Annotated in this window: 13 protein-coding genes; 10 read left to right on the plus strand and 3 right to left on the minus strand. The window is 46.9% G+C overall.

From position 1 onward, the window contains the following. The first annotated feature begins 75 nt into the window (after positions 1–75). The 9 genes from ACN0TT_RS07590 to ACN0TT_RS07630 all read left to right on the plus strand — a co-directional run bounded on the left by ACN0TT_RS07590 (position 76) and on the right by ACN0TT_RS07630 (position 9001). Positions 76–1029, plus strand: coding sequence for an ankyrin repeat domain-containing protein (locus ACN0TT_RS07590; protein ID WP_417761543.1), 954 nt, complete (start codon positions 76–78; stop codon positions 1027–1029). Between the two features lie 26 nt (positions 1030–1055). Beyond that, positions 1056–1241 (plus strand): hypothetical protein, encoded by a 186-nt coding sequence (locus tag ACN0TT_RS07595; RefSeq protein ID WP_417761544.1) that lies wholly within the window; start codon positions 1056–1058, stop codon positions 1239–1241. 12 nt (positions 1242–1253) lie between these two features. Then, a complete protein-coding gene (locus ACN0TT_RS07600) occupies positions 1254–1589 on the plus strand; it encodes a DUF3916 domain-containing protein (RefSeq protein WP_417761545.1) in 336 nt (111 codons plus the stop codon). 21 nt (positions 1590–1610) lie between these two features. Then, positions 1611–2042, plus strand: coding sequence for a tetratricopeptide repeat protein (locus tag ACN0TT_RS07605; protein WP_417761546.1), 432 nt, complete (start codon positions 1611–1613; stop codon positions 2040–2042). 14 nt (positions 2043–2056) lie between these two features. Further along, positions 2057–2566, plus strand: coding sequence for a hypothetical protein (locus tag ACN0TT_RS07610; RefSeq protein WP_417761547.1), 510 nt, complete (start codon positions 2057–2059; stop codon positions 2564–2566). A gap of 110 nt (positions 2567–2676) precedes the next feature. Further along, complete coding sequence (locus tag ACN0TT_RS07615) at positions 2677–3393, plus strand: YwqG family protein (RefSeq protein WP_417761548.1); 717 nt, start codon at positions 2677–2679, stop codon at positions 3391–3393. Positions 3394–4015: 622 nt separating this feature from the next. Beyond that, positions 4016–4333: a hypothetical protein gene (locus tag ACN0TT_RS07620; protein ID WP_417761549.1), complete on the plus strand. Its 318-nt coding sequence runs from the start codon at positions 4016–4018 to the stop codon at positions 4331–4333. Positions 4334–4629: 296 nt separating this feature from the next. Continuing rightward, positions 4630–7203, plus strand: a complete 2574-nt coding sequence (locus tag ACN0TT_RS07625; protein ID WP_417761550.1) for a hypothetical protein — start codon at positions 4630–4632, stop codon at positions 7201–7203. A 19-nt stretch (positions 7204–7222) separates the two neighbouring features. Next, positions 7223–9001, plus strand: a complete 1779-nt coding sequence (locus tag ACN0TT_RS07630) for a DUF2357 domain-containing protein (RefSeq protein WP_417761551.1) — start codon at positions 7223–7225, stop codon at positions 8999–9001. 344 nt (positions 9002–9345) lie between these two features. Here the strand turns inward: ACN0TT_RS07630 and ACN0TT_RS07635 are convergent, their stop codons facing one another. Genes ACN0TT_RS07635 through ACN0TT_RS07645 form a run of 3 tightly spaced genes read right to left on the minus strand, consistent with a single transcriptional unit; the run spans position 9346 to position 11480 of the window. Next, positions 9346–10611 carry a hypothetical protein gene (locus ACN0TT_RS07635; protein WP_417761552.1) on the minus strand — a complete coding sequence of 422 codons (1266 nt, stop codon included), beginning with the start codon at positions 10609–10611 and terminating at the stop codon, positions 9346–9348. A 24-nt stretch (positions 10612–10635) separates the two neighbouring features. Then, positions 10636–10923, minus strand: a complete 288-nt coding sequence (locus ACN0TT_RS07640) for a hypothetical protein (protein ID WP_417761553.1) — start codon at positions 10921–10923, stop codon at positions 10636–10638. A gap of 20 nt (positions 10924–10943) precedes the next feature. Then, complete coding sequence (locus ACN0TT_RS07645; RefSeq protein ID WP_417761554.1) at positions 10944–11480, minus strand: SMI1/KNR4 family protein; 537 nt, start codon at positions 11478–11480, stop codon at positions 10944–10946. A gap of 302 nt (positions 11481–11782) precedes the next feature. On the opposite strand from ACN0TT_RS07645, the gene ACN0TT_RS07650 reads away from it, so the two are divergent. Continuing rightward, complete coding sequence (locus tag ACN0TT_RS07650; protein WP_417761555.1) at positions 11783–12571, plus strand: hypothetical protein; 789 nt, start codon at positions 11783–11785, stop codon at positions 12569–12571. Positions 12572–12586: the final 15 nt, after the last annotated feature.

Below are 12586 nucleotides of genomic sequence, written 5' to 3' on the forward strand. Positions count from 1 at the left end.
TAGGTATGGCCAGTTGCAGTAAGGCACCGCCATTAATTTATGCCGCGCTCAAATACAATCAGGGATTCGATTGGCATGCGTTACTACTTTTACAGCGTTGTAGAGCTATTAAAACTGTTGTGGCAATGGTTGCCGCGTGATGGTGTGATTAACATGCTGCTGCGCCGCAAGCCTTACGCCAATAAGTTCTTTACTGGCGAGTTATTAACGTTAGCGAATGCAATTAAAGGTCGCAACCGCGCCAAAATTCGGCGGTTGGCGCAACAGTTGCCAAACATTGATGCCTGCGGCCGCGATTCGGTCACGCCGTTGGCATTTGCCGTAATGGCCAACAACCCCATTGCCGTTGCCGAGTTGATGGCACTTGGTGCCAATCCCTATCACTATATTTGTCCCAATCCATACAGCCGAATAAACCCTGAAGGCATGACAATCGGTTATGTCGCGATGCGCCAACGCCAAGCCATAGCGCTAAAAGCGCTGTTTGATGCGGGGGTCGATCCCAATAGCTATGACGCCTACGGCACGCCGCTACTATTTGATGTGCCCGATCGCCAAGACTCCAACGCCATCGAGGTGCTGTTAGATTACGGCGCCAATGTCAACGTGACCGATAAATTTGGTCAAACGCCATTATTTGACATGTTGCATGTGCAGTTTGAGAACGCGTTATTGTGCTTGCAGCGGGGCGCTGATGTGCACCAAATGAGCGATCGCGGCGTGACCATTCCTTATATTGTGCAGCAAGCGCTAGCCGAGATGGACGCCTCATCGCCAGTGTATCGCACCATGTTAGCCATCAAACGGCTAGTGGTTGAGAAGGGGGGGCAATTTCCAGCGTTGACTCCCTATGGCGAGCGCGTGCGGCACAACATTGTCTTTTGCGAACAACCGCACGGCTATCGCCCCGCGTGTGAATGCCAAAAAATCGGCCATAACCGCTTTGTTCGCCCGCCAAGTGAAGAGATAAAGCGTCACGATGAACAGCTATTGCTGAGTCGCTACGGCATCCGTTATCACTTTGACTAAGTCTCTGCCCTTAAAGGAATAGATTAATGCGAAGATTATCCATTCATCGCCCGTTGCAGAAAGTGCGTAATCCGGCACGGCATCTGCGTTCACTTGCCCGCTGGGCCGACAGTTTTGTCGATGATTATCCCGAGCGTGAGCCAAAGTACATCAACTTCAAACTGGCCACCTTAGATAGGTTGGTCGAAGGCCCAACCGCCAAGCTTGAATAGCAGCGCGTGTCGGTGGAACAACTCATCAAGGCGGCGCAGCATCTGGTGGCGGCACGGCCAGCCGAGGAACAGGGCAAGTCCTGGGTCGCTATGCTACTTGGTTACCCTAGTTTATGGTCGAGCGAAGTCACGGTGTTCTTTGAGCGTGACTACCTCAATCGTTTTATTGCGCCACCACACAATGATGCGTCGATCTGCCAGCAATTGGGTATTACCTTGCCAGCCAATTTTATTGAATGCGCCTACCTCGTGCAGTGGCAGGATGAAGATGATGACGGGCAACTGCAGCACTACAGCGAGCAACGGTTTGTGATTTATGAAGCGTCATTCGCTCTAGATGCGGTTTAAGCTTTTAATGCAGGAATTTTTATGACATTAGCACCATGGCAACATCAGCTTAAAAACAAACTGAAAGACGGTGACATGTTTGCCAGTGAACATGATTATGACCTAGCTCTCAGTCAATACAAAGCGGCGTTCTCATTGATTCCGGAACCCAAAGATCGCTTTAAAGAAGGTACTGAAGTGATTACAGCGATCGGCGATTTGTATTTACTGCAGAATAAATTGGATGATGCAGAGCAAGCGTTTCGCGATGTGCAGTTATATCCAGATGGTGCTCGAGAGCCCTATACTCGCGTGAGACGTGCCGAAGTCTTTTACCGACAAGGTGATGAACGAGCCGCATTAATTGAGTTAGTGACGGTATGTCTAAATGACGGCAAGGAACTGCTGCAATCCTATGAGAAAGAGATGCCCTGGCTAGCAAAATTGCTCCCCACTGTGATTAGTCAGTTTTAATGGGAATAAAATTTATGCAGCAACAGCCACAACGTACATTTCGTAATGTTGCACCGCAGACTCAGCAGCAACTCAGCATGCAATTTTCGCTACTCGCTGCGCGCAGTGAGGTGAGCATTGACGAGTGGGAAACATTGGCGGTAACCCCGTTCAGCCATTGGCTCTCTCAAGCTGAGTTTAACCAGCAATTTACTGAGCGTTCAGCCAGTGAACAAGCGGCGATGACGCAACAATGGCGTGAATTTTATCAGCTATTAGTGACTAGCACGCCATGCTATCAAGCAAAATATCGCCGTGGTGGCCGGTTAATGTTTAAGGCGCCAAAAAGTTCAGACTTAGTCGTCGAACGTTTACTGCGTTCAGTCACCGAACCGCAATTGACGTTGGTGTTACCCGAATTTAATGCGGTTTATGAGCAAGGGGATGATGATACTTGCTGGCTGCATTTTGCATCATTAACAACCATTGAACCGTTGTTAGCGCGCATTCGCCAGCAAGATATGCACCTTTTGTCGCCAGCCTGATGCCAATGCGCAGTAACGAGAATGAGAGCAATTGGCGTGTGACCGTTTAAACCAGCGGTAAGCCCGCATTTAGTCATTAATCATCTGACCCAGCCGCCAAGGAGAGCAGCATGAAAGCAGAAATACTGAAACATTTTATTGAACACGATGCCGAGCTAGCGCCGCATGCCGATTATTTAGCGGCGATCAGTAAACCCAGCGTTGATATCACATATGCCACTGAGGCGCCCAAATCACATGAAAGCCGTTTCGGCGGTCAACCCATGCTGCCGAAAGGCTTTGTTTGGCCAACACACGAACTCGGCGAATATCGCTTTTTAGGCCAGATAAACTTTGCCGAAATGCACGATAGCAGCGGCTTACTGCCCACGTCAGGCCTGCTGGTCTTGCTATACGCTTACGATGAAGACGGCGAGATTTTCTGGGGGGATGACGGTTATGTATTGGCTTATTACTACCCCAGCATTGATCAACTGACGTTATACCCACAAGCCGAAATTACCGCCGCGAAAAAATTGCAGTTCAGCACGGGGGTAGAAATTCCAAGGCGAAAAGACTTACGCCAAGATTGGCCGTTTGACACTGACGCCTTATATGACTTAGCCGAGCTTGACGGTTACAGTGAAAATTACCTGTTGGGTTATCCATTTTTTTATAGCTTAGCGTATGACCCAACGCCGTCAGACGAGTGGCTGTCGCTGCTCACTATTACTTCCGATGAAGCGTTAGATTTTCTCTGGCACGATGGCGATATGCTGATGGTGTTCATTGAAAAAGCTAAGTTAGCCAACGCCGATTTCAGTTACCTAAAAGCTGATGCAGGTTAAGTGCGGGGTTAACAGCGATGTTTGGCATCACTTTGATAATGAGCCACACGCCCTTTGAAACAGAAAGTGTGGTTGCTGGTTTTAGTGTTGCAATATTGCCAATATTTTATGCATTTTTATCTAGTTTGGTGATTACACCATTTGTCATTGGAAAACGCTGAGAAACACCGGTTAATTTTCTTGAAAAATGTTGTGCTAGGGAAGGTGCGAATAAGTCCCGTGCGTGCTCTGCGTGACACGGCTTTCAGATGCAAGGCGTAGTTTGCCGCGAATGGTTAGCCCTTTGCAAACACTGCAATGTAGCAGATGAAGCTGTAGGCCACGCCCTACGGAGATTTTTTAAGCTCATGCATTTCTTCGTTAGCTAACTTTGCCATGCTCCAGCATGCCCGCAGTTAGCTGCCTCAGCAACTGTTAGATGCGGGTGCCCAAAATGCACCTGAGAATGATCATGAAAACATGGTGATAAAGTTGCCAGAAAATTGGTTGGTGGAGCGTTAAAGTATCTAATAATCTTGTTCGTGTTCGACATTTTTGCAACGGTTTAAATTGGCTTAAAACCTATGTTGGAACCACACATAACAAACAACGGCGACGCAACGCTTTGTGAGAGCTTCACACCATGAATAGAACCGCAGCGTTAAGAGGCGAATTTCCTATATTGGTATACCTACTTGAGACTTGGTATTACCAAGATATTTGGATGGAATTCAAAACGGATATTGAGATATGGCAAGCGGCATTTGCCTCCGCGGAAGACCGAGGAATAGCAGCGGCAATTGCCGAGGTATCGTTAATGCTCGATAGATCGGTGGATGATATTCACAGCTTTGTGCAATGCTTTGCTGAGAATAACCATCACCGCAGTGCAGACAACTCAAAAATATGGCTGCAAAACTTGCAGCAATGGCTGTTAAACAAAAGCTGTAGTCATAGCTAACAAGGGCATGTTGTTACGCACATTTAGGGGGTTCGATAGCTTTTTTACTGCTTCATTTGTACTTAGCGTCGCCATTTTTCACCCACAAATTAGCTGCGAGTTTGCCCCCAAGTGAGTTAGCCTAGTGACTTTTGGCTAACCCTAGCCCTCAAAGATTGACCGAATTTAAGTAATGTTACAAAGTGACCACTTAATCATTAATTTCAATAAGGACTGTAGTCATGTCTGTCCCGTGAATCCCCACTAAATACAACAAATCGCAAGTTTGAAAATTTACTTACAAGGATTAGTGCTGAATGAATAGCAACAACAATTCAAGGCGTGTCATTGGCTTTTTAGATACTCCAAAACCTACGTATGGCGAAGATGAAACAACAAAAATTAGCAAAGGTTTTATAGATGTTTTGTTTGAAGAAGGGGAGGATGGGAGACTAACAAAAATCAATAGCGCCCAGTTCTTTGACGATATAGAAAAGGTTTTTGTAATCGATGGCTTTCAGGAATCGAAAACGCGATATCACCGAACCCTAATAGCCGCTGACGTTATTCCGAATAATCTGTACGAAGATAAAACCGATGTGACAAGATACGTCACATTCAAGAACAACATAAGCGAGTTCTCCACTATCGTTTTTGGCATGCTTCACATGAAGTTGCCTTCTCCGCTTGATTGCACTGACATCATACTTCCTACACTGCCTTCAACCCGTAGCTTTTACATCGTCGATGACGGCTTTGCTTATGGTCCATTCAAATTTGAGCCATCTAATGAATGTCGCCAGAACATGGATAAAAACATGAGCTTTGCTGGGCCATACGACGGAAGCTTGCGATTGAGTAGCGGGATTGATCCGCTGAACACTAAACCTGCATATATTTCAAAAATTGATTATAAAGACATAGAGCCTCACTTAACCACCGTCCATGGCTCAGAGTATCTTTTAGATGCCTCAGTGCTTAAACAAGCAAATTATACCGTCCATCAGTACATGATGCGAAACGAGGTCATGGCGTTGTTCAAAAAGCTACAAGAACGTCGCAAGATCACAGGTCAAGTGGTGGCAGCTGTACGTCTTGAACTGCAAAATAAAAACTACCCGCTGACACCTGAAGGCAAAGAGGTGATCTACAACATTTGCGAGGCCGCAGCTGATGACTCCGAATGGCAAAAAGCCATTATGGATATAGTTAGTAACGATGACCGCGGCAAAAAGCTTATCGAAAGCTATGTCGAGGCCAGTAAGGAGAACTACATCGCAAACTGGGATAAAATTGCTGCAGAGCAACACGCACAGAAAAGCAGAGAGCTGAAAGAAGTTGAACAACGTTTGGCTGAAACGAAAGCTAAAGTTGCCGAACAAGATCAATTACTCGTTAACAAGCAAAATGAGTATGATGCGCTGCTCGAAAAGGCCGAGAGCAATGAGGATCTAGAGCAGCGCGTTCAAGAACGCCGACAAGAGTTGGACTCGCAAATTCAAGACAGCGAAGCGGAGCTGGCACGATTGAAAGCAGAGCATAAACAGCTTGCCCAATACGGAACAATGGCTGAGGCTTTCAAGGCACTTGAGACGCAGGAAGCATACCTAAACAATCGTAAAAATCAGTTAGAGCAATCGATTCAAAAGGTTGAGCAAACATTGCGAACCAACGAATCGGAGTTGCAAACTCAATTGCGTCAATTGGTCCCCTTTGTTTCGACAATCATCCAAGCCCCAATTGCTTCAGATGATAAATTCTCGCCGTTCAGCATGCCTGAATTACAAACTTTGAAATTCAGAGAAATGAGTGTAGCGCAAACTGAAATTTCGAAGTTCGTCAATTACATCGCGGGTCAGTTGGCGAACGAGTACAACCGCTCGTATTCTAACGAGTTTATTTCCTCAGTACTGGTGGCTCAGGCTCAATCGTTGATCAGCATCTTTACCGGTGCGCCAGGGCTTGGCAAAACCTCGTTTGTCCGTTTGTTAAAGCGCATCCTAAAAATGGACGAGCGCTTCCTTGAAGTGCCTGTCGGTCGAAGCTGGGTATCTGAGCGTGAATTTATTGGCTTCTTCAATAGCCTTTCAAACTCATTTTCTCCGTCATCCTCCGGTGTTTATCAATTCCTTAAAGGCTTAAGTAAAGACCAGCCTGAATCCGCACCATTGAGTTTGATGTTACTTGATGAGGCTAACTTGTCGGCCATTGAGCACTACGCGGCATTCCTGATCAACATTAGCGATGATGAAGCCGAAAAAATGCTTCGCTTGTCGAAAGAGGAAATTGTTATCCCCGACTCTCTGCGTATTGTGGCAACGATAAACCACGACTTAACCACTGAAGCCTTGTCGCCTCGATTAATCGATCGCGCACCGGTGATCCCTTTTGACAGCTTCATTAATGACACTGCTGATTACATTGACGAAGTGGAAAGCTACAACAAGCTTTCTTATGAAGCATTCGCAGCAATGTTTGGTCGTAAAGCGTTTTTACGCTCACGGCTGGCTATTTCCGATGACGGTTTGCCACAATTGTTGGAAGAAGCCCTCAGCATCCTTAAGAAACCCGATCCGAGCTTAGGCTCTCCAATTATTCTGAGTCTTCGCAAGGCATCAAACCTGAAAGATTACGTCTATACACTGACGTCCGTATTAATGGTTACCGAGAAGCTGAGCGACAGCCCTGCGCTAGAAAAGGCAATCGACTACGGCATGCTTTACTACGTGTTGCCCTCAATTCAAGGAGCGGGGACGGGTACCAAGCAACGTCTTGAGCAACTAAGTGAATTGCTAGACGGCAAAGATCTGGAATTGTCCTCAGCTAAGTTGAAAGACATATTGCTACGTGGTGAGCATAACTTAGAGACATACAACTTCTTCCATTACTAGGTGGATATGGAGAAGAATTATGAATGTGCTTGAGTTTTCTTTACTTACAGGCACCAAAGTTCACGATTTGTCGGACAGCGAAGAAGCATATATTACTGTCAACGAATATGAATCTGTCTGTTATCGGCTGGTGGTCGATGAACCGTTGAACCCCATGGTACTGTTGGGTGATTATTCATTACCGCTCGACAACTATTGCGTTCGTGAAGGACTCCATGTGTACGAAAGTGCCCAATGTCAGCCATTCAAGAACTTTGTTGGATTCACGCAAGCAGAAATTGTTGATGGTTTCGACTTTGACAGAGAAATCATTGCTACGTCGTGTCCACTCAATGTTTTTGCCAGCAAGTTGAGCTATCAGCGTGCCCTTAGATTTCTCCGGTTTATCATCAACAACGAAGATATCAGCTCGGTATGCTTTACCGTGACCAAAGGCGGCAGTGACGCAAAACGTTCATCGAATAATCTCTCTGAGAAGTTACTCGCTGGGTTGCGCGTAGTTGAATATTTAAACAATGAATGGGGCAGGTTCCACCATGACCCCTGCGTGAAGAAGAGCACTAAGTCGGTAGTTAGGCCTTTTTCAAAGTCGATGCCAGTAGATGATAGGACGATTTCTTACCTTTCATCGCATCCCGACAGTTTATCGCGCTCAGACCCGCAAACCGCTGATGTGCTTATCCGCGGCCAGCATTACGCCATTCAGCAGATGGTGCAAAACGAGATCGTTCAAAATCACAATGTCTTTGAAAATCAGGTGATTTTATACTTTCTTAAAACATTTCATCAGTTTGTGATTCAACTGAAAGCAGAGCTGGCCAAGAGCCAAACAAACAAAGGGATAATTTCGGTTAATGGGGTCGATTTTATCTCGCTCGATCAAGTGCTCAGGGATTCGGGAATCTTCATTACTTTTCAGCAAGAGAAGATTGGGGTTGCCTATAATTCTGTCCGGCTGGCGCTTAATCGACTGCAGCGTGATTTTAAATGTGTATTAGATAACAGCCGTAATCTCATGCCGATACCAACGCAGCAGGTATTGAGTAAATCTCACTACATGACTCTCTATCGGTTTATGGATGAATTCTACCGGATTGGTGAACCCTCATGGCGTGGTACCAGTGAGTTATATGGCATTCGTAACATCAGTAAGCTGTATGAATTTGTGAGTCTCATTAACATTCACAAATCGCTTATGGTGATGGGTTTTAACTTAGATGAAACACGCTACGTGGATTTTAATGGGATAGAGATAGACCGCCCAATTAATGAACCCTGTAATGTGTATGTATTTAAGCATGCCAACGGTGTCACCGCTAAGCTGCTCTATGATCTACAAACGTGTCGTATTGATGACTTAGCTAATCCTGTTATAGGACGTCTGTATGATTTGAAACACTCGCAGCGTCGGAAAACATGGCGGCCAGATTATCAATTGCGGCTCATTGATGAAAAAGGGGTTCAGTGTCATATCCTCGATGCGAAGTATTCCAACCGAAAAACCGTAGCTGAAACGCACATGCCAGTGTGCGCGACTAAATACGGGTTAGAAACCCGAATGTACCAAATTGTTAATGGTGTCCAGCAGTTGACGGTACCTGATTCAGTAACGTTGTTATATTCGGGAGAATCAGCTGATTACTCTTCAATGTTCAGATCTAGCAGCGCTGGAGACATAAGGCATTTGTTAGAAACAACGAAACCACAGTTAGGCTATATAGGACTCGATGAAACTGACATAGGGCCACTACTGAGAACATTAAAACGGTTGCTTGGGAGGACCATCAGTACATATTAAACAATCTACACATAAAGGGCCGATAAGGCCCTTTATCTTGTGACGCGGGTTCAGGGGATGTAGTGATCCAGTAAAACACGCATCAGACTTAGATCTTTTCCATGCATTCCGTAATCTGAAATGCTTGTATTAGAGCAAAACTCCTAACTCGGAAATGTCCAAACACGTTGGAGTTACGTTATATGCTTTTAGTCTGCGTTGAACTGAAAACCGCAGGCGATGGCTAACGCATTGCTTGGTTAGCCAACGTTACCACGTTCCAGCATGCCAGTTGTTTGGAGTCGCCATGGCTTACAAATCCTTCGTGGCGCGAAGCGTTGTTCGCGCCTGCGCTAGCTTGATGTTTAGGTTTGCTGGTAGTTGGCAGTGCTGAGTTGGCAACTAGAGCAAACAAACAGATAATGCATCCCTTCACCATATTCGTCGGTTTCAGCGCGGCTGATCTGTGCCACAAATGTCATCGTGTGTTGGCACTGTGGGCAGCAAGGATAATCTGTGTCTTGTACCCATGCCGGCAGGCCGCCAAGCTGTGATTGAGTGGTGGCGCTTAAAAATTCATGCGCGGCAAACCACGCCGGACGCTGTTGCCCCAGATTGAAATAACTGACGGGCGCGAGTTCCCAATCGTCTTCCTGCATTTTGGTGTCGGTTGCCAGCCAGCAGTTGGCGTCTTCAACACCAATACGGGTGAATAACCCGTCGCCGCCAAAACAGCTGCATACTTGGCAGTTCTTCAGCGCTAATACATCACCATCAAATGGCAGAAATCGGCACTCTGGCGCGGTTAAATCTACGCCCAACATGGTGGTGAGCGGGTGCTGACATTGCGGGCAGGGCGTGGATGCTGTGGTAAATGCGTAATGACCGCTGCGGTTAGCGGTGAGTGTTAACGGATAACAAGCGTCAAAGTATAAATTGCGGCGCTGATCATTGGCATTCAGCTCCCAGCCTGCTTCATGGGCATATTGCCATGGCGGGCAATACAGCAATTCTGCCCATGCTGGTGGCGCAGCGCGCCAAGCGGCAAACTGTTCAACCACCTGAGCGGTGCCAATCCAAGCTAACGCGCACAGTAGGTTGTTGAGCTCGCCGCGGTCAGTGCGGTATTGCTCAATGCGATCAAGCAGTATTTGCGTCATCGCTGGCTCCGCACCACGAAAGATCAGCGCTGGCGCATCTGCATGGTTTTGCACGAGATAGTGCTGCAACTGGCTGAGATCACCTTGGCTGAAGGCTGCCAGTTCCAATGACAGATCGTCAAAGTAGTCATTATCGCCCGCTTGATGGCGGGCGATATCATGGGCAATTAACGCCTCGACTTGCGGCTGCGTCAATTGCTGATATACGGTGGTGATATCACCTTGGTAGTCCGCATAACGAATCAATTTATTAAATGGTCGTTGCACGTGGCGTTGCTTAATGATCTCAACAGGATCCGTTAAGCCCGCATATGGGTCGATATCCTGCCGATTGGCTTCAATATAGGCACGTTCCGCTTGCTGTTGTTGCTCACGTTGGCATGGCATACACAAACCGCCGGTACGTTCGGCGGTTTCTGGCAAGATCATCGCGTCACAGTCCGGCGTAATGCAGTTAACTTTTTCCGTCATTGAAACATCCTTGTCGTTTTTCCCTTAGGCTTTGATTAACTTGCCTTTGTAGATGGCAAACAGCGCGATAATGGCACCGCTGAACGTGACCCATGAGAGTGCTTGCAGTAGTTGTTCATTGTGTACAAAGAAGCTAGATACGGCGCTGACCAGCATCACCAGTGCGCCAAACATTTTTAGTTTGACCATTTTAGGTTCGTTAAAAAGCCACACGCTGCAATGCGGGCATTGAAACTCCATACCTTGTTGGACATCGCGTACCTTTTTGATTTTGCGGGCACTAAACTTCTCAGTACAGGCGGGACACTGCATAAAAACTCCGTTGTATTGGATTATTCAGGGAAAATAAATTCATCGGGATCATGCTCGAACGCCTTTAGCGATGCGTCGAGTAGTTGTGGTAAATCCTCGCACACCCACATGATGGCGTCAGGATCGTGTTGAAAGCCGATGATTTGTCGTTGTTGGTGGTCAAAGAGCAATAGCAACTCACCACCGCCGAACGCGGCAAATGGCAGCCAATGTGGTTGAAACCACCCAGCATCGATGCGTGCATCGCGCGGCTCTGGTTCACTGTAGTCAGCGTAATTGGGCGCGCGGCGTTGCATACTGGCACGCGCTGCCAAAGCTTGCTCAAGCGATAAAAAATCATAGCCGGTGAGAAAATGGGGGCGGACAAACATGGCTTGCCAACTATCGCCGCCATTCGCTAACTGCCACGCACGGCGCAGGCTTGGATGAATCGCAAAACCTAACTGCTGCTCTGCGGCGCTAAGCGCTGTTCTGCTCGCGGGAGCCGCCAAGTGGAATGGCACTTGCTGTTGTTGATACAAGGCGTTAAGTCGCTGACAATACTCGCTAAATTCCATTGTTTCACTCAATCCGTAACGACCACGTTAGTGGGGAACCTTTGTTCGCCGCGTCTCGTTCATCACGCGGCTAATTTAAAAATCAAACAAGAAAGCTCAACAGCCCCTAGTTATATAACTAGCGCCACTGCTTATCAGGGGGTTGATATGTTGCTGACCGAGTGTGACTTAAACGTGTGAGAAAAGCCGCATGCTAAGGCCGTACAAATAAAAACAGGGCGAATGCGTGACTTATTATGTCATAGCCAGTATGGTGTCGCGCAAGTGGTTTTATTAAAAGCAGTTATTAGGACGTTTAGCATATGGAACATGGGGCAATTGCCAAGCAAATTGTTAACAGCTCATACATCAACACGATGGAGCAAGAGATCCGCAGCTTGTTGAACCGGCATTGGCGCCAGTTGAACGACGGGGGAAGTGCACAAGCATTGATTATTGACCCCCTCAAAAATCGTTGGCAGATGGCGCTAACTGACCCCAGCGCGAGTCAACAGCCACCACAGTATTATTCTTATAAGAACCGCTTGTTAATGGCCATCTTGTTGCACAAATATGGCCTAGCGGATACGCAATTAACCGCTCAAGCGCTCAAGGACATCGACCTACTCAATCAACATGTTGTGCTTTCTGACCATTTTTTTCGTCAAAGTGATGCGCTAAAAACGTTACTCACTAGCGACACATCTTTGATTACGCGTAAACCTAATCGGACTGATAACACTACCTTTTTCCGCCAAGGTGATGTGATAAGTATTCGTTTGGGGGACTATTACTATTGCGCCTATGTTTTTGATATCTATGGCTATAACGAGATGCCTGCATTGCAGTTGTTTGCTAAACGCTTTGTGCAGCAACCACAGTTGGCAGAACTTGAAGGTGTTGCCGCTGTTACCGAAAACCGCGGTGGCAAAGCCGAAGTGGCACAGTGGTATGTAGGAGGATTAAGTTGGTTTCCCGATCCGGCAGGCCAAGTGACGTTGCTGCAAGCGCAAAGCACGATTAAACCGATACTGAGTACGGCGACGAGTGGTATCACCATGGCGGAGTGGTTTGCTTGGCAACAACAACTGCCACAACTATTAAGCGAATAATGTAAGGAAAGAATC

Source organism: Shewanella sp., assembly GCF_048265805.1.
Classification (GTDB): Bacteria; Pseudomonadota; Gammaproteobacteria; order Enterobacterales; family Shewanellaceae; genus Shewanella.